The following is a 17581-nucleotide window of genomic DNA, read 5'->3' on the forward strand; positions in this document are numbered from 1 at the left end:
GGCGAGAGGTCGCCGCCCTGATGGGAATGCCGCGTGAGCGGCGATGCCGTACGTCATCGTGTCGGTGAGGATGCCGCCTGCCACCGGACCGGCGGCCATTCCGACGCCGCTCAGGCCCGCCCACAGCCTGATGGGTTTCACTCGTTCCTGCGTGAACACCGCCACGCCCGGGTTCCCGGCTAGGTTGATCGCAACAGTCCAGCTGCTCCCGCAGGGTACGTGCCAGAACGCAACCATAAGTGACCGACTGGACCCAGTTAGCCATTGTCCCTGGCCGGAGCGCTCTGGCGAAGTTCGACGAGCACGTGTTTCACAGATAAGGCGTCCGAAATCGGGCAGTGTGTGGCAAGTGGTGCGCTGCGGGGTATTTGCTAAGGGCATCAAGTCGGACAGGGGAACCGTATGCGTGCCACCGGAAATTCCTTCCTAGCGGCGGATGTCCACACGCCGTTACCGCGTATGGCGCGTTCATGGTGGGCGTCCTGCCAGGCGGGTGTCGTGTCCGTCGGGGGCCTTTTCGCCGTGATCATCGCTGCGATGGTGACGCATCGGAGCCGCCCGTGGGTGATGACGGTCGTGGTCGGCGGATGGGTGGTCGTCTTCGCGGCGATCGCGGCCTATGAGTGGTGGGTGGGGCGCAGACTGGGGATCAGGCTGAGTCGCCTGCATCTGATCGGCGTCGCCGTCGGCTTGGTGGTCTGGCTGATGTACCAGACGTCTCCCGGAAGCCTGCCGTACGACCCGTCCTCGGCGCAGCTGTGCGCCTACGCCGGTCAGCGGCTGGACCACGCCTGCCTGGTCAGGGCCGACGCGGCCCGGCTGCACAGTGACATCGCCTGGTGGTCGACGGGGACACTGATCGTGATCTTCGGCCTGATGGCCCGGCGCTCTCGCACCGCGGCCTGGGCGACCCCGGCCGTCGCGATCGGCGGAAGCGCCGTGGCCCTGTATTTCCTCGAGGTGTTCGTCCGGCACATGTCGGCGTGACTTCTGACAGGCACCCGAGACAGGCCATGATGCGGTGGCCTGCTACCCCTGTGTCAAGCACTGCCGAACGCTGATAGCGAGATCTCTCACTTCCACCACTGCTATTCCGAGACCGCATCGCACGCGCACCAGTGGCGGGTGTGCGCGGCCGCCTTCCTCATCTGTGACTACGTCTCGGACGACAGCCTCAGCGATTTCCAGGCGAGCCTGGTCGGCTTGGGACAGGATGCGTTCGAGCAGGTCGTTGCTGACCCTGACGTGATCGCGGACCATCCGATAGTCCGACTGATCGCGGCCGGGAAGATCGATCGGTTCACTCTGTCGAGCGAGGCGATCCAGTTCGCCGCGTCCCGGGCGTACGAACGCCGCACTGACGATGTGGACGAGTTCTGGGAGGCATTGGACGTTCCTCCGGCCACCAGCGGCGAGGTCGAGCCCTGGTCGGGACGATTCGGCGGCCCCGAAGATACTGCGCTGATCCCGCTGCGGCTTCCCCGGTTGCATGCCCTTTTCGCGCGAGCCGAGAACCGTCGCCCTTGATGTCTCGTCTGCTGGGCCGTGCCTGAGACGTCGGCGGCGCGACTCGCTTTCCCGCCTCAGCCGCTGATCGACCTCCAGGGCATGCGGTGGCGTCTTCGTCGTGTGAAGTCGGACGACTGCTGGAGTTGCCGTGGGTGCTTGGGGATACGGTCCTTTCGATTCGCTTCGCGGGCCTCGAGATGGATCCCGAGCTTACGGATGATCTGGCCGCCCACGCGACCGCTGCAAGCGGGCCGCCTCATCGGCACGGCGGACAGCACCACAGGCACGACTTCTGGTGACCGGCCGGATGCGATCGGTCATCATCCCTGGCCATGCGTCGTGTCCGAGCACCTAAATGAGTTGAGTCCCGTTCCGCGCCTGCGCTATCTCCACTGAGGACAGTCGTACTTCGGGGCGAGGCGGGCGGAGATCATGCGGAGCGGAAGCTCATATCTGAGGGCGCTGGCCGGCCCGGGTGCGCTGCGGTTCTGCGTGGCGGGGCTGGTAGGGCGGATGCAGATCGCCATGACCGGCCTGGGCACCGTGCTGCTGGTCGCGTCGATCACTGACCGGTACGGGCTGGCGGGTGCGGTGGCCGCAGCCGGGTCAGGCGGCTATGCGCTGGTGTCACCGCTGGCTGCTCGGCTGGCCGACCGGTTCGGCCAGGGCCGGGTGCTGCCGCCGTTCGTGCTGGTGTACGCGGCGTCGACGGTCGGCCTCATCGGCTGTGCGGAACTGCGCGCGCCGGGCTGGGCGCTGATCGCCTGTAGTGGGCTCGCCGGGGCCGCCACGCCCCAGATCGGCTCGATGGTACGGGCCCGGTGGAGCGCGCAGCTGGGTGGCTCGCCGTTGCTACAGGCCGCGTTCTCGCTGGAGTCGGTGGCCGACGAGGTGATCTTCGTGGCCGGTCCGGTGCTGGTCACCCTGCTGGCCACCGGGGTCTATCCCGCGGCGGGGCTGGTGGTGGCGGCGGTGACGTGCGTGGCCGGCTCGCTGCTGCTGGCCGCGCAGCGCGCCACCGAGCCTCCTGCGGGCCCGGTGGGTGTGGGCCGCGGTGACCGCGGCCGGCTGCTTCCCGCGCGGGGCCTGGTCACGCTGGCGCCGGTCGGCCTGTTCTTCGGCGCGGTGCTCGCCGCGATCGACCTGGCCACCGTGGACTTCGCGCAACAGAACGGGCACAAGCCGCTGGCCGGCCTCGTCCTCGGCGGCTACGCACTGGGCAGTGCGGTCGGCGGACTGTGGTACGGGGCGCGGACCTGGCGTGCCCCGCTACGGCGCCGCCTCATACTGGCCCTGAGCGCGGCGGCGGCGGGAACGGCCACGTTCTGGGCGATGCCCGGGCTGGGCGTCCTCGCCGTCGCGATGCTCTTCTCCGGGCTGGCTCTGTCACCGATGCTGATCACCTGCTTCAGCCTCATCGAGCGACAGGCGCCGCCGAGTCGGCAGACCGAAGGCATGGCCTGGCTCACCTCGGCGATCTCGGTCGGCACCGCGGCAGGCTCGGCCGCCGCCGGACAGATCATCGACACGGCCGGCGCCCGCTGGGGATACGTCTTCGCCGCCGCCTGCGCCGCCGCGGCCCTGCTCGCCTCCCTGCTCGGGCTCAGCCGGCTGACCGTCCCCAGCCCGGCCTCCTCACAGGAGCGTACGGTTCTGGCCGGACAGACTCCGCCGTCCCGGTGACACCCGTCACCGCGTGCCAGCTGAAACGCCGCCGGTGATCCGTACGCCGTCCTGTCAGTGGCCGGTGACGCGGCGGGAGACGGTCGAGAGGCTTGGCCAGCGCGTGAACCGGCGATACTGGGGTCTCATGGGCTCCGTGCCGCCGACGCGCCACCTGCTGCGCGCCAAGGATCTGGTCGACGCGCGGTACTTCGAGGAGTTGACCGTCGTGGACCTCGCCCGCGCCGCCGGGCTGTCGCGCGCCCACTTCAGCCAGGAGTTCCGCCGGGCGTTCGGTGAGTCCCCGCACGCGTACCTGCTGACCCGCCGCCTCGAACGCGCCGCGGCACTGCTGCGCACCACGGACCGGTCGGTCGCCGACATCTGCGTGTCCGTCGGCCTGCGGAGTATCGGCTCGTTCACCACCAGCTTCACCCGCACGTACGGGATGTCACCGACGGCCTATCGCGCGACGTTCCCGCCCGCCGCCACGTACGCGATGGTCCCGGCGTGCGTCCTGCGGGTGTTCGGGCGCCCTCGTAACGCCCCGACCGACCCGCGCCGACCGACCTCACGGTGAAACCGGACGTTTCGAGAAGACGCCGTGTTGCCGCCTGGCTAGCTTTGAACGCGGCAAAAGCCCCTGCTAGTTGGGAGAACTCCCGATGATCAAGATCAGCACCGTGCAGCTTTGGGTGCACGACCAGGAAGCGGCGCTCGAGTTCTACACCCGCAAACTCGGCATGGAGGTGCGCGCCGACGTGACCATGGCCGAGATGGGCGGCTTCCGCTGGCTCGCCGTCGGCCCGGTCGGCCAGCCCGAGGTCGCCATCTCGCTGATGGCGATTCCCGGCGCGCCGGTCATGGACCCCGAAACCGCCGATCAGGTACGCGACCTCATGGCCAAGGGCTTCGGTGGAACCGTCTTCCTGACCACCGACGACATTCAAACGACGTACAAAGAACTCCTCGGCCGGGGAGTCGAGTTCGTCGAGGAGCCCGTCGAGCAGCCGTACGGCATGGACACCTCCTTCCGCGACCCGTCCGGCAATCAGATCCGCCTGGCTCAACTCGGTTAGCACGCAGCGAGCAGGACAACGGGGAAGATGGCTTCCGGCCCGCCCGAGCCGCGGGCCGGTCGGGGGATCCTGAGCGGCAGGACGGGCATGGAGGGCGTGAGTCACCGCAACTCGCGATGGCCACGCCCCCCGGCTCCCGTCAGCAGCAGCCGCCGGATGAGGCATCGGCGGAGACGGTCACCTTCTCGCCATCGGTGTCATCGGCCGCGCCGCCGGCGCAGCAGGCCGAGCCCTCGGTCTTCTCCAGGGTGTCGGCGTCGCCTTTGACCGTGTAGACCTCCCACGGCTCCTGGCCGGGGCCGTGGACCCACACCTTGTCCTGGAGCGCGTAACAGCAGGAGGTGTCGTTCTCCTCGAACGTGGCCAGGCCGGCGTCCTTCAGGCGCCGGGTGGCGGCGGTCACGAGATCAGTGTCCTCGACCTCGACGCCCAGATGGTCCATCCGCGTCGCCTCGCCGGCCTCGCCTTCGATCAAGACCAGCTTCAGGGGCGGCTCGGCGATGGCGAAGTTGGCGTAGCCGGCTCGGCGCTTGGCGGGTTCGACGCCGAAGAGCTTGGAGTAGAAGTCGACGGAGCCGTCCAGGTCGGCGACCCGCAGAGCGAGTTGGACGCGAGACATGCGGTGTTCCCTTCGGTGCGATTCAGATGCGATAGCCCAGGCCGGCGGCTAGAGCGGTCGTACGGTCCAGGCGAGCGGTACGGCGGCACGACGCGTCGCACACCTCGCCGGTGGAGTCGTTGAACGTGATGTGCTCGCGGCGTGCTGGGGCGGCGCTATGCGCGGCGATCCGGCGGGCCAGGGCGGGCGGAAGAGCCACTGTCCACCTCCTGTTTAGATGAACTTCAAATCAGCGTGGCGGGGTCAGTTTGCGCCCTTGCGTAGACGCATGTCAAATTAGAAGCATGTCTAAGCAAGAGCTGCCGGTCGTGGACGTGTCCGAGGCGGCGTGCTGCGCCCCGCTGGCATGCGAACCGCTGAACGCCATCGAGGCGGACGAACTGGCGCCGCTGTTCAAGGCGATCGGTGACCCGGTACGGCTACGGCTGCTGTCGCTCATCGCCTGCCACGAGGGCGGTGAGGCATGTGTGTGCGACCTGACCAGCGCCTTCGATCTGACCGCTCCGACGATCAGCCATCACCTGAAGGTCCTCAAACAGGCCGGATTGATCGACTCCGAGCGCCGCGGTACGTGGGTCTACTACTGGATCAACCCACAGACGTTGCAGCGGCTGTCGGCGATCCTCGGGCCGCGCCAAGCCGCCGGCCTGGTTCGGGCGTGACCACGAACGACGAACACGCTCCGCTAGCCGTCGGTGCTGGGCCCGTCTGCCCAGGTTCGTCGCCGACCGGCTTCGGCCGCATTCAAGGAGTCCTGGTGCCTGACCTTCCCGAGGTTCTGTTCGTCTGCGTCCACAACGCCGGCCGCTCTCAGATGGCCGCCGCCCTGCTCGACCACCACGCCGCCGGACGCGTCCACGTACGCTCCGCCGGCTCCGCCCCCGCCGAGTCGATCAACCCTGCCGTCGTCACGGTCATGGAGGAACTCGGCCTCGACCTGACCAGAGAGTTCCCCAAGCCCCTGACCACGGAAGCGGTCCAGGCCGCCGACGTCGTCGTCACCATGGGCTGCGGCGATGCCTGCCCCGTCTTCCCCGGCAAGCGCTACCTCGACTGGCAACTCGACGACCCCGCGGGCAAGACCGTCGATGAGGTGCGTCCCATCCGCGACGAGATCGACACTCGCGTCCGCGAACTCCTCGACGAGCTCGTCCCCGCCGGAAACGACATCGGCCAGCAACAGAGCGAGCGCGGCCGAGGGTACTCAGTGCCCTAGTGGAGCCTCAGTCGCCATGGGCGACCGGTTCGGGATCGGCGCCGAGCGCATCGAGCACTGCGTCGCCGTTCGCCCTCGCCCACTCGGTCAGCATGTGGATCGGATCGATCAGTGTCGCCCCGAGCGGGGTGAGCTCGTACTCGACGCGGGGCGGCGCCTCGGCGTAGGCGTGGCGGCGGACGAGCCCGTGCGCCTGGAGCCGTCGGAGCGTCTGGGTGAGCATCTTGCGGGAGATGCCGCCGATCAGCTCGATCAGCTCGCCATGGCGTACCGGGCCCTTGCTGAGGCCGTAGAGCACGACCACCGTCCACTTGTCGGCGATGAGCTCGACCGCCAGACGCGCCGGACAGTCGGCGAGAAAGGGATCACCGGGACCGAAGCCGCTCATGGCGCCAAAGGTACCTGCTGGTTCCTATCGGAAACCTAGCCTGGGTTCTCTCCCCCCTTCAAAGCCAGGAGAGTCATGCGAGTCATCACCCAGCAGACGCTCGGCGGTCCCGAGGTGCTCACCATCGTGGACGCGCCCGAGCCCCAGCCCCTCCCGACCGAGGTTCTCGTCCGCGTCAAGGCGATCGGGCTGAACCCGCTGGAGGCGCGCCTGCGCGCCGGCGAGTTCCCGCTGATCGGCCGGCCACCGTTCATCCTCGGCTGGGACATCAGCGGCGTGGTCGAGGAGGCGCCGCAGACGTGGCGGTTCAGGCCTGGCGACGAGGTGTTCGGGATGCCACTGTTCCCGCGGGCGGCGAGCGCGTACGCCGAGGTCGTGTCGGCACCGGCGTTGCACCTGGCACGCAAGCCGGCGTCGCTCTCGCACGTGGAGGCGTCGGCACTGCCGGTCGTCGGGCTGACGGCGTGGCAGGGCCTCGTCGACCTCGGCGGCGTGACCGAGGGCGACCGCGTCCTGGTCCACGGCGGTGGTGGCGGGGTCGGCCACGTCGCGATCCAGATCGCGAAAGCACTCGGCGCACACGTGATCGCGACCGCCGGCGGGAGCAAGCGGAAGTTCGTCGAGGGGCTCGGCGCCGACGAGGTGATCGACTACACGGCGGTCGACTTCACCGAGGCCGTCCGCGACATCGACGTCGTGCTCGACACGATCGGCGGCGACACCGTCGAGCGGTCGCTCGCGGTGCTCCGCCCAGGTGGCCACCTGGTGACGGCGGTCGCCGAGGAGGATTCGGAGCTTGCCGCCAAGTACGAGGCGGCCGGCATGCGCTTCAGCGGCATCGCGGTCGACCCCGATCCGGTCGCCCTACGAGGCCTCGTCGAACTCGTCGAACAGGGCAGGCTCCGGGCCCACGTGCAGGAGACGTTCCCGTTCGAGCGCGTCGCCGACGCACACCGGCTGCTCGACGGCGGTCACCTCCAGGGCAAGCTCGTCCTCACCGTCTGATCCCGTCGGGACCGCTGGCCTGGCTCCCGCGAGTAGTCCCGGGAGGACAGGAACGAGCGATCACCGGCGACCGCTCTCAGTAACGTTTACGGGTGCTCCATGAATCGCCCGATCTCCACCATTTCACCCTCTTGGCTGATTACAGCCAGTTCTATCTGCATGCGCTCGCACGCTGCAGACGACCTCAACACTCCCGCCGGATGGACCCACGATGCGGTGCAAATCCACCGCATCGGCGTGCAGCCGCGCTCGATCGCAGTCGGAACAGATCGGAGCGACGTCGTGGAGACAATGCTGCTTTTCCATCCCGCCGCACCTGCGAACGACTTCGGGGATGCCGAGCACGTCGTCGAGGCCGACATCGAGGTGCCCAACGGTGATCTGACCATCTACAGCCCAGCCGATGATCCCGGCCAAGAACGGCAGACCATCAAGCCGGAGTGTCACCCACCTCCCGAGCCGGATCTGTCGCCCGGGTCCTGAGAACCTGACACGGCCTTCGACCCCGGGATCATCATTACCGCGCCCCAAGACAACCGGATAGCTTGTGCTGGTGATCATCTGGATCAACGGCGGGTTCGGCGCGGGCAAGACGACGCTCGCGGAGGAGTTGCACCGGCGGCTGCCGGACGCGGTCGTATATGACCCGGAGGACGTCGGCATCATGCTCTGGAAGTGGATGCCGCCCAACGGCGATTTCCAGCACCTGCCGAGCTGGCGGGAACTGGTCGTCGCGACGGCGTTGTCGTTGCGCAGGCACCACGCGGACACGCTCATCGTCCCCATGTCGCTGATCCGCGACCCCTACCGGGCCGAGATCCTCGGTGGCCTGGCCGACGCGGGCGAGGAGGTCCTGCACGTCTTCCTGGAGGTGGACGCCGGGGTGCTCCGGGAGCGGCTCAATGCCCGCGTGACTCACCCTGACAAGGAGTGGGACCAGGCAGCCCGCGAACTCGGCATGACCGGCGTGGATGAGATGGTGGCCGCCGCGGCCCGTCAGCCGGGCGGGACGCTCATGCTGCGCTCGGACCGGCTGACCCCGGCTGAGCTGGCCGACGAGGTGCTGGCCAGGACCGACTTGCGCCAGGCTTAAGAGACGGCAAGCGGATGCGGCAGACAAGATCCGACCGTACGCGACCGTGATCGTCCGCTCTGACGGGCATGCAACGGGCATGGGCGGTTACGCCGCTTGACTCCCCGCTGTGGCGGTCACACCTGAGAGGCTGACCGGCCATCGTGATCGATCAACTCCGCCATCCGGATCAAGCGGCGGACATACATCGCGGCCTCGCCACGCAGGCGGGGAAGCATCCTGCGAAGATCACGAGCGCATTCTTGGAGGAGGCTGCACCGCTCCTCATCCACCGCACCGCGGCTTTTCACATAGTCCGAGACGCATCCAGCCATCGCACCGTCAATCTCGGCCACGTCGCCATCGCGGTCGTCCGCCCAGTAAAGATCGTCAGGCCACGGCGCACCGAGATGTTCGGCCCACAGCACCGCGACCTCGTCAAAGATCGCCTTGTTCACGCAGCCGAGACTACTGACGCGATCGTCCCATCTCAGGGAACATGACCAGCGTCAGCATCCCGACGATCCCCTTGTCGTTGCGGGCCACGAATACGGTGTTCGTCGGGCAATCGACGATGTTCGTCACGGCGGCTTGCTCAAGGGGCGCGGCCGAGCGCGACAGCTGCGGCAGCAATCGCCCGAAGACGTTGACGATGTCGTCCGTGACGTCCTGAAGCTTCTCAAGTGAACGCTTTTCCCGGGGCTCTAACGAACTGGTCCGGTCGGGACACGCCGTAAAGTGCTGGGCCTCTGTACGTCACGGTTCGCCTCGCCTGTTAATCCCGTCTGTTTTCGGCCCACCTTTCGGGGAGCTGGTCGGCTTGCCCTGGGACGAAGCCGGACGGCGGGGAACCGGTGGCTTGAGATGGAGCATCAGGCGTGCCAGAGGGCGGCGAGTTGCCGGGCGGCCAGCCGGGACGGTACGGCGCGGAGCAGCATGTCGCGTAGCCACGCGGTGGCGCCGGTCTGGGAGGTCAGCCGTGATTGCCGGGACGCCGCGCGCAGGATGCGGTTGGCGCTGGGCCTGCGCTCGGCGTCGTAGCGCAGGAACCGCTGGGTGACGTCGGCCGGTTTCGCGCCCATCAGGTGGCGGGTCAGCGCGGCGGCGTCTTCGAAGGCCTGGCTGGCGCCCTGGCCGAGGTCGGGTGGCATGGCGTGCGCGGCGTCGCCGAGGAGCGCGACCCTGCCGGCCGCGAACGAGGGCAGGGGTTCGGCCAGGCGGGTGATCGGGTCGACGTAGATGTCGGCGGGCGGGGTGGCCTCGATCAGCTCGGTGACGACGGGATGCCAGTCGGCCATCAGGGACAGCATCTGCCGGCGTGCCTCGTCCGCGTCGGGCGGCGTGCCGTCCAAGGGAGAGTCGGTGAACCAGTACAGACGGCCCTCGCCGACCGGGAACAGGCCGAACATCGCGCCGCTGCGGCGGTCGACCAACTGACTGACGAGCAGGTCCGGTGCCATGCCGGGAGGGCGGGGCAGCATGCCGCGCAGGTCCATCCGGCCGGTCCGCCGCAGCCCGGGGTGACCGGGGAAGAGCCGCCCGCGCAGCTTGCTGCCGATGCCGTCGGCCGCGATCACGGCGTCCGCTCTCGCGATCGGCTCGCCATCACTGATCACGGTCACCCCGGTGAGGTCGGTTTCCAGGCGCTCGACCGGGGTCGTGGTTCGCACCAGGTCGGCGGGCAACGGGGCGCGTAGCGCCCGGTGCAGTTCCGCCCGGTCGATCATGGCGGGCATCCCGACCACCTGCTGCGCTCGGGCCAGGTCGGTGACCAGCAGCGGCCGTCCGAGCCGGTCCCGCAGTCCCCAGCGGACGGTCTGCGCATCGTGCCCGTGGACGGCCTGCATATCGTGTCCGCGGACGTCCTCAGCCAGTCCCAGCGCGTCGAGCGCGCGAAGCCCGTTGGGCATGACCACGATCCCGGTGCCCGCTTCCCGCAGCTCGGCGGCCCGTTCGAGCAGTGTCACCTCGTGGCCTGTGCGATGTAGTCCCACCGCGGCCGCAACTCCTCCGAGCCCGGCGCCGACCACCACGATCCTCATGGGACCTCCTCGCCCATTCAATACGATCGTACTAGTACGACTATTGGTATCATCGACCCATGCCGCCCATGAATCCGGCCCGTCGCCGAGCACTGGCCGATGCCGCCATCGAGCTGCTGGCGTCCGCGGGCGTGCATGGAGTGACCCATCGCGCCGTGGAGAGGGAAGCGGACCTACCGCCGGGAACGGCCTCGAACTACTTCCGCAGCCGAGAAGCGCTGCTGGTGGCCGCCGCGGAGCGCATCGTCGAGCTCCATCACGCCGACACCGACCGTGCCACCGACCAAGCCGCCGAGCAGTCCGCGCCCCTGGTCGACCTGCTGACGGAATCACTGCTCACCGCGGCGACCACCCTGCGCAACCGCTATCTGGCGATCTTCGAACTGCAACTGGAGGCCACCCGCCGGCCGGCGCTCGCCTCAGCGCTCGCGAGCCTGCAGGACGCCGCGCTGCAGATCACCGCCGGGCACCACGACAAACTCGGCCTCACCACCCCCCGCGCGACGATCTCCACTCTGATCGCGTTGTACGCGAGCGCACTGTTCACCCTGGTCACCTCGCCGCCAGGGAGCGTCAGCAGGGACGTCGTCCAGGAGATGGTCCGGGTCATCATGCAGGGCTGTGGCGTACACGATGAGGATCCCGGCCTTGGGGAGCATCGGTACAGCGGTCACCGGTGAGAACAGTCAAGGTCGGCTAGAGCTCAGCGCGGGACGGCCGCCGCCCCTTTGATGGTGATACAGCGCAATTCAACGATCTCGCGCTGATAAGAAAAAGGCCCTCCTCCGGCAACAACCCGTGGGGGCGGAGCCCCTCACACCGGGGGTTCCAGGGGTCACCCCCCGGGTCGGCACTGTGAGCGGGTGACGGGAATCGAACCCGCACTACCAGCTTGGGAATTAAATGGAAACCGGCCTTCAGCGGCCCTGACCTGCAGACGCGGCTGCCCGCTAGCGACCCTTATTGTCCACTGTTTACCTGGCTAGTTGCACGCTAATTGCACGTACGCGGGCTGGACGAATCGTGCCGAGCTGGGTGGCGTCCCGCGTTGTGGTGTAAGTGGTCGTCACCCTGAGCTGCGAGAAGGACCGTCGCGACGGTGATCTGCGGTCTGCTGCCGCACACGCAGCAGGGGGGAGCAACCTGCGTTCGTGCGCTTACGAAGTGGAGCGCCCGTCGGGCGAACGAACGCGAGTCTGCCGACGGCACAAGTCTGACAGGGAACCGGGGCGGCGTCCGAGCACTGCCCGACCCGTTCGCGTGACCTCCTCTCGGCCATGTGACTAATTCGCTGTTGCGAATGTCGCTGTATGTCGCACGGTAGTTCTTGACCATACATGCTCCCGATGAATGAGCGACATGCATAAACTTCTAGCAGGCGGGCTAGCTCTGGTCCTGAGCGGAGCAGCCCTCGCCGGAACGGCCACCGCCTCCGATGCCCGTACGGTCACCGCACCACGCGCGGCGGGTGACCTGAAGACCGATATCGACGCGATCCTCGCCGACAGCCGGCTGGATGGCGCGAGCATCGGTGTCAGCGTCCGTGACGCCGGCACTGGCAAAGTGCTTTACGACAATGGCGCGAGCGGGCAGGAGACGCCTGGCTCCAACAACAAGCTGGAGACGTCGACGGCCGCGTTCGGCATCCTGGGGGCGAAGTACCGGTTCACCACCAAGGTCTCCAGCAGAAACGGCAACCTCTACATCAAGGGGACCGGCGACCCGACCATGCGCGCGGCCGAGTACGATGCGCTCGCAGCCGCCGTCGCGGCCAAGGGCATCACGAAGGTCACTGGCAACCTGGTCGCCGACGACACCTATTTCGACTCCGAGCGCACCAACCCGGACTGGGACCCTTCCGACCTGCCGTACTCCTACGCGGCGGGGATCTCCGCGCTGACCGTGGCGCCGGACGACGTGTACGACATCGGCTCGATCGGGGTGAACATCACTCCCGGCACCGAGGGCCAGCCGGTCAACGTCGCCGTCTCGCCGCCAACCAGCGTCATCAAGATCGACAATGAGGCTGTCACCGGCCCGGCCGGGTCGGCTTCCACACTCTCGGTCGACCGGACGAACGGCACGAATATCGTCAAGGTGACCGGGTCATACCCGTCCGATGCCGCCGAGTCCGACCATCTGACCACCGCGCCGGATCCGACGATGTACGCGGCGGACGTCTTCCGTAACGCGCTCAAGGCACACGGCGTCCAGGTCGCCGGGGCGACCGTAGAGGGGACGATGCCCTCCACCGCCGCCACCGTCACTGAGACCCAATCGCCTCCGCTGTCGCAGATCGCCACACCATGGCTGAAGCTGAGCAACAACCCGATCACCGAGACCGTGACCAAGGCGATCGGCCACAAGGTCAGCGGGCGGGGCACCTGGGCTGCGGGCCTGGCGGCGATCTCGGCGTACCTGAAGAACAACTTCGGGGTCGACACCTCGCAGATCAAGCAGACCGACGGGTCCGGGCTGGCTGCCACCAACAAGACCACGCCCGAGCAGATCACCAACGTCTTGAAGGCCGCGCAGCAGCAGAGCTGGTTCTCGACCTGGTACAACGCGCTCCCGATCGCCGGTGAGCCCGACCCGCTCGTCGGGGGGACCCTCGCCTCGCGGATGCAGAACACCGCAGCCGCCGGGAACCTGCACGGCAAGACCGGCACCCTGACCGGCGTCACCGCACTGTCCGGGTACGTCACCGACCCGACGGGTGAAAAGCTGATCTTCTCGATCATGTTCAACGGCTACCAGGGTGGCGCGCCGAAGGACATCGAAGACAAGATCGCTGTACGGCTCGCCGCGGGTCACACGGACGCAGTGAACGCGGTACGCCGAGCCCCGTCCGGCCAAAGGCTCGAATGTTCCTGGACGAAATCCTGCTGATCCGGACAACGACCTGAACGACCGCGGACGGCCCTGGCCATCAGGGGCGTCCGCGGTCGCTTTCGATCTCCAAGTGCGGCTGGAGTAGTAGTCGCTCAGCTTGTGCGTGGCAATATTTTCGCAATATCAGCGACTCAGGTCGAAGATACGGTGATCGAACACGCTGAATCACCAGTGTGGACCTTCTTGTTTCCTTTGGTATGCGGGTTCACCACGAGGGTCTTCGTGATGTCGATGCAATACCGACCCCTCGTCCTGATTTGAATGTGCCGGTGTTGCGAGCAATGGTTGTTGAAGTAGAACGTGGTGTACAAGGCAGGCTGATAGGAAATGTTTAGTTTTTGTCCCTTTGGCGACTTGCATGCGAAGCTGACCCGCTTGACCGAGCTGCTCTGAACGGCTGCGGCAGGCGCGTGTTGATTGATGATCGATTGTTTGGCGGCGGCGGGGCGAGTGGAGGTGTGGGTGGCCCCGCAGCCCGAGGCTGCCGCCAAGACGAGGGCCACAGGGGAAATGGCAGCGGCCATACTTGCCTTTTTCATTTCCTATCCTTCCGATTGAAGCAGGGGTGAGTGAAGCCAAGCGGACTTTTCCTGTTGGACAGTCCCGATGACCATGTATGCGGCAACCCGGCCCAAAGAGATCCCGTGACGTGGGCGAGCGGGCCAACCGATCCTCGGCCGTACGAGAGAGTTGGGTCGACTCTCCTGTGGTTGGCTGCGGCGGTGGCGCGGCCCTGGCGGCGGTGCTGTAGAGCGTCTACGGCGATGGCTGTAGTACGGCGGGCTGCCCGATCGGCACGGCCGGAGGGACCGGCGCCCACGCCGCACGCCCGCAGGGCGTGCCGGAGCGGGCGGGTCGGTGGCGGGACGGCCGCCGCCGCTTGATCCAAGAAAGCCCAACTCGGCCGCGTCGAGCTATTCATTACTGTGCGACCGACGAAGATCGTTTACGCCTGGGTCTGAGTCTGCTAATTGCACGCTAGCTGCACGCCGCGAAGGCCCCCACGTGGGCGTCTAGACCATCGTCCGGGCTCAGGTAGCTGCCAGTGAGCCGCTCTCCTGACTGCGACGGTCGACGGGCACACGGTTTAGGAACGCCCGTTCGCTCAGTCCGCCTATCTGGCCATTCTCGTGCTTCGGTGCGCTTGTGCCCGTGCTCTGCCCGCAGGGCTTCTTCGACGGCGCCGGCTGGCAGGGCGACCTCCTCGGAGTGAACACCGTGGCCGCTCCTGTCTTCGCGGAAGCCGGTTCACGGCCGAATGCCGCAGCGGGGACGTGTGCAAGTCGTCAGGTGTAGCGGTCCGATGCCGTCTATCGCATAGGGGGTCTCATCGCTCCACAGCACCACCGGGCGCCTGTCGCGGCCGATGGCAAGGTCTAGGTAACCGGGTCCGTTCTTGAGCTTGGCCAAAGCCACGCTGCGGCGGTGATCGCATCCGAAGTCTCGGCAGGCGATGAGCACGAGCATGCCGTGGTCGTAGGTCGCTGTGAGCGGACGGCCGTCGCGGTCGAGTGTGAGGGCCGGCCAGCTGCGCCACGGACCGGGGCCGGTGAGCGCTGTGTTGTCGGCGTGCGCGCAGTCCGAGGTGCGGCAGTGCAACAGTTGTGCCGCTCCGGTTCGCGCGTTGCGGAAGGTCAGCACCGGCCGGTCGTCCGGCGGCACCACGAGATCGATGCCATCCAGGTCGCGATCATCAGCACTCAACGGTGTGTGCGCCCGCACCGGGGGGGACGGCTGGGTCACCCGAGGGTGATGGCATTCGATGCTGTCACAGCTGATCACGGTTACCGCACCGGAGTCTCGATTCTCGTAGGCCATCACCGGACGGCCGCTTTGTCCCGCAGCGACGGCGATCGGTCGGTTGTGGACACCAAAGATCTCGAATGGCAGGTGGGTCACCGTGACGGCGTCGGGCGCGGCGCACCGGATGTCGGCGCATCGGATGAGCCTCACAAGCTCCGGTTTACCGAATTTTTCCGGTCGGACCGAGGCGATCAGGATGCCGTCACGGGTCACGGTCATCGCCGCTGCGGAGGAGTACTCACCACCGCCGCCGTGGTCCACGATCGGCGCGTTCCCGACCGCCGATTCGCCGCCGCATCCGCCGGTGCTGCACGGGAAGAGCCGCAGGACCCGCTGTCGCTCGCCGCTTTTCGTGCGACCCGGCCCGGGAAACCACGCGGCGGCGGCCACCGTGCCGTCCGGCAGGGTCACCGAAGCCTTCTCCCCCTGGGCTCCTATGTCGTGGTAGTCGTACAGGCGGGTGTCGCCGCAGCCCTGGTCGGCGCACACCCGCGCGGACAGGTTGTCGGCGATTTCCATCGGCCGACCGTCGGGGAGCAGATGCAGAGTCACCGAGTGACGGCTGAACTGGCCCCGCATCACGTGATCGGTGGGCAGATCCAACGGGTTGAGCCACACGTAGCCGCTGTAGAGCAACCCCGGTAGCGGCAGCGCCGCCACGAGCAGCACCGCCGACCGCGGACGAGGACGGGCAACGGGACCGACGGCAGAGAGCCGGCCGGCGATCGGGACGAGGTCGAGGGGCATTTGGTTCTGTGGTTCCCTCGCATAAGCGGGATACCGTTGGTTCAGCGCCACGACCGTGAGTGTCATCGCCTGGAACGGAACCACGGCCAGGCTCGCGACGCCGGTGATGGCGTTAGCGAGCAGGGGGTGAGCGACTCCGCTGAGCGGAGACAGTGCCCAGTGCACCCCGGCGACGAACAGTCCCGGCCCCACCAGCACACCCAGCATCAGTACGAAGGCATTCCGTGTGCCCCGCTGCCTCGACACCGACCATGCACGGCCGACCGACCGCCACGTGCCTCGTCCGTCGAGAAGAGCGATCGGCAGTCCGAGTGTGAGCCACAGTCCCGATCCGAGCACGATGATGAACGTCACGACCGAGATCCACATCGTCTGCGTCCAGACCTCGATACCGTTACTGGCGCCGAAGCTCAGCACGCCGAGCGTGACCGCCAGTGCGCCGAGAACCGCGAGCGCGACCGGCCGCCCGGCCGCCGCGCGCAACGCCGCGCCAGGACGTACCGGCTGCCCCAGCAGCAGGCCGGCCGACATCACCACCATCGCGGCCAGTGCTATGACATAGGTGACGAGCCCAACCAGCAGCGCGGCGATCGTCTCTACGGCGAGACCGGACGACACCGACAGCGGCTCGAGACCGCCGTTCGCAATGAGGCCGTCGCGTCCAATCGTAGTAACGATCAGGCCACCAAGGACGACGCCCTCCGGCAGAAACAAAACCACGGCCGGAACCAGCAGGCGAAGAAGATGCCGAGCCGCCGATCCGTAGCCCAGCCGTATGACCCCCACCACGTTCGACACGTCGACATACGGCGTCGGAGCGATCTCCTCGACCGTGTCCTTCCGCAAAGGATCGGCACGATCAGCATCTCCGGCCATCTCGTCCTCACTATGAAAGTTCGGTAACTTCTCGGCTTGCAGCACTGGAGGTGCTACCTCGCGTCACCTTGGCGAAGGTAGGTGCAGCAGTCGGCGCGGCCGTCCTTGGCGCCGGCGCGGTGGCGGCCTGAGCCGAAGACGAGCTAGCGAGTGTGGCCATGGCAGCACGACACGGCACCGATCGCGCGAGTTTACTGTGGTGTACACCGAGTAACACCTTCTCGCTTTGTCTCGCGACCCGCATTCAACCAATCTCCCTCGTCGGCTCGGCGCGGCCAATCCTTGCCGGACCGGTTGACTTGCACCGTGCACGTTGAGTGGGAATCGACAACCATGATGGTCGAGCGGTTCAAGACAGGTCCGCCGGGAAAGACCGCACGTCCGGCCTGAGGACCAATCCGCCGACGCGACGCAACAGAAGGTCCTCACCTAGTCCGCAACTCTTACGGATCCGCCGAGCCCTCGGTCCACGGTTCAGGAAATCGCTGCACCGGTGATCAACTGTTGGAGGGCTTGGCCGTCTGACGCTTCTGTGTTTGTCGAGCGGTCATGGCCGTGTTGAGTGCTCGGTAGAGCTCGCGGGCGATGTATCGCTTGAGGCAGCGGCGGATCTCGCGTGGGGTGGAAACCGGCCTTCAGCGCCACTGACCTGCGGCAGTTGCTGCCCGTGA

General features: G+C 67.4%; 20 protein-coding genes. 12 read left to right on the forward strand and 8 right to left on the reverse strand.

What is annotated here, in order from left to right:
- Positions 1-537: 537 nt before the first annotated feature.
- The 5 genes from OG417_RS03870 (at position 538) to OG417_RS03890 (ending at position 4250) form a co-directional block, all read left to right on the forward strand.
- Positions 538-987, forward strand: a complete 450-nt coding sequence (locus OG417_RS03870) for a hypothetical protein (RefSeq protein WP_329249819.1) — start codon at positions 538-540, stop codon at positions 985-987.
- Between the two features lie 81 nt (positions 988-1068).
- Positions 1069-1527: a DUF4240 domain-containing protein gene (locus OG417_RS03875; protein WP_329262094.1), complete on the forward strand. Its 459-nt coding sequence runs from the start codon at positions 1069-1071 to the stop codon at positions 1525-1527.
- 495 nt (positions 1528-2022) lie between these two features.
- The gene (locus OG417_RS03880) at positions 2023-3192 is read left to right on the forward strand and encodes an MFS transporter (protein WP_329249822.1); all 1170 of its coding nucleotides are present in this window, start codon (positions 2023-2025) and stop codon (positions 3190-3192) included.
- Between the two features lie 136 nt (positions 3193-3328).
- On the forward strand, positions 3329-3751 hold the full coding sequence (locus tag OG417_RS03885; protein ID WP_329249825.1) for a helix-turn-helix transcriptional regulator: 423 nt from the start codon (positions 3329-3331) through the stop codon (positions 3749-3751).
- Between the two features lie 85 nt (positions 3752-3836).
- Complete coding sequence (locus tag OG417_RS03890; protein ID WP_329249828.1) at positions 3837-4250, forward strand: VOC family protein; 414 nt, start codon at positions 3837-3839, stop codon at positions 4248-4250.
- A gap of 139 nt (positions 4251-4389) precedes the next feature.
- On the opposite strand, the gene OG417_RS03895 is transcribed toward OG417_RS03890, so the two are convergent.
- Positions 4390-4869: an ArsI/CadI family heavy metal resistance metalloenzyme gene (locus OG417_RS03895; protein WP_329249830.1), complete on the reverse strand. Its 480-nt coding sequence runs from the start codon at positions 4867-4869 to the stop codon at positions 4390-4392.
- Positions 4870-4891: 22 nt separating this feature from the next.
- Complete coding sequence (locus tag OG417_RS03900; protein ID WP_329249833.1) at positions 4892-5068, reverse strand: hypothetical protein; 177 nt, start codon at positions 5066-5068, stop codon at positions 4892-4894.
- Positions 5069-5153: 85 nt separating this feature from the next.
- On the opposite strand from OG417_RS03900, the gene OG417_RS03905 reads away from it, so the two are divergent.
- Together OG417_RS03905 and OG417_RS03910 are read left to right on the forward strand one after the other, a co-directional pair.
- Entirely contained in the window at positions 5154-5531 is a 378-nt protein-coding gene (locus OG417_RS03905; RefSeq protein ID WP_329249835.1) for an ArsR/SmtB family transcription factor, read from the forward strand.
- A gap of 95 nt (positions 5532-5626) precedes the next feature.
- Positions 5627-6085, forward strand: coding sequence for an arsenate reductase ArsC (locus OG417_RS03910; protein ID WP_329249838.1), 459 nt, complete (start codon positions 5627-5629; stop codon positions 6083-6085).
- Between the two features lie 7 nt (positions 6086-6092).
- Here OG417_RS03910 and OG417_RS03915 read toward each other — a convergent pair whose 3' ends face one another.
- Positions 6093-6473 (reverse strand): winged helix-turn-helix transcriptional regulator, encoded by a 381-nt coding sequence (locus tag OG417_RS03915; protein WP_329249840.1) that lies wholly within the window; start codon positions 6471-6473, stop codon positions 6093-6095.
- Positions 6474-6548: 75 nt separating this feature from the next.
- On the opposite strand from OG417_RS03915, the gene OG417_RS03920 reads away from it, so the two are divergent.
- From OG417_RS03920 to OG417_RS03930, 3 genes are all read left to right on the forward strand, one after another.
- The gene (locus OG417_RS03920) at positions 6549-7478 is read left to right on the forward strand and encodes an NADP-dependent oxidoreductase (protein ID WP_329249843.1); all 930 of its coding nucleotides are present in this window, start codon (positions 6549-6551) and stop codon (positions 7476-7478) included.
- A gap of 99 nt (positions 7479-7577) precedes the next feature.
- A complete protein-coding gene (locus OG417_RS03925; RefSeq protein WP_329249845.1) occupies positions 7578-7961 on the forward strand; it encodes a hypothetical protein in 384 nt (127 codons plus the stop codon).
- A gap of 70 nt (positions 7962-8031) precedes the next feature.
- Positions 8032-8571, forward strand: coding sequence for an AAA family ATPase (locus OG417_RS03930; protein ID WP_329249848.1), 540 nt, complete (start codon positions 8032-8034; stop codon positions 8569-8571).
- Positions 8572-8687: 116 nt separating this feature from the next.
- On the opposite strand, the gene OG417_RS03935 is transcribed toward OG417_RS03930, so the two are convergent.
- The 3 genes from OG417_RS03935 to OG417_RS03945 all read right to left on the reverse strand — a co-directional run bounded on the left by OG417_RS03935 (position 8688) and on the right by OG417_RS03945 (position 10592).
- Complete coding sequence (locus OG417_RS03935) at positions 8688-9008, reverse strand: hypothetical protein (RefSeq protein WP_329249851.1); 321 nt, start codon at positions 9006-9008, stop codon at positions 8688-8690.
- A gap of 10 nt (positions 9009-9018) precedes the next feature.
- Complete coding sequence (locus tag OG417_RS03940; RefSeq protein ID WP_329249853.1) at positions 9019-9183, reverse strand: hypothetical protein; 165 nt, start codon at positions 9181-9183, stop codon at positions 9019-9021.
- 239 nt (positions 9184-9422) lie between these two features.
- Positions 9423-10592 carry an FAD-dependent oxidoreductase gene (locus OG417_RS03945; RefSeq protein ID WP_329249856.1) on the reverse strand — a complete coding sequence of 390 codons (1170 nt, stop codon included), beginning with the start codon at positions 10590-10592 and terminating at the stop codon, positions 9423-9425.
- 59 nt (positions 10593-10651) lie between these two features.
- Between OG417_RS03945 and OG417_RS03950 the strand changes: the two genes are divergently transcribed.
- On the forward strand, positions 10652-11272 hold the full coding sequence (locus tag OG417_RS03950) for a TetR/AcrR family transcriptional regulator (RefSeq protein ID WP_329249859.1): 621 nt from the start codon (positions 10652-10654) through the stop codon (positions 11270-11272).
- A gap of 670 nt (positions 11273-11942) precedes the next feature.
- Positions 11943-13481 carry a D-alanyl-D-alanine carboxypeptidase/D-alanyl-D-alanine endopeptidase gene (gene dacB / locus OG417_RS03955; RefSeq protein WP_329249862.1) on the forward strand — a complete coding sequence of 513 codons (1539 nt, stop codon included), beginning with the start codon at positions 11943-11945 and terminating at the stop codon, positions 13479-13481.
- 134 nt (positions 13482-13615) lie between these two features.
- Here the strand turns inward: dacB and OG417_RS03960 are convergent, their stop codons facing one another.
- Together OG417_RS03960 and OG417_RS03965 are read right to left on the reverse strand one after the other, a co-directional pair.
- Positions 13616-14023 (reverse strand): hypothetical protein, encoded by a 408-nt coding sequence (locus OG417_RS03960; protein WP_329249865.1) that lies wholly within the window; start codon positions 14021-14023, stop codon positions 13616-13618.
- A gap of 709 nt (positions 14024-14732) precedes the next feature.
- Positions 14733-16955, reverse strand: a complete 2223-nt coding sequence (locus OG417_RS03965) for a hypothetical protein (protein WP_329249868.1) — start codon at positions 16953-16955, stop codon at positions 14733-14735.
- Positions 16956-17581 lie beyond the last annotated feature (626 nt).

This window comes from Actinoallomurus sp. NBC_01490, from assembly GCF_036227085.1.
Classification (GTDB): domain Bacteria; phylum Actinomycetota; class Actinomycetes; order Streptosporangiales; family Streptosporangiaceae; genus Actinoallomurus; species Actinoallomurus oryzae.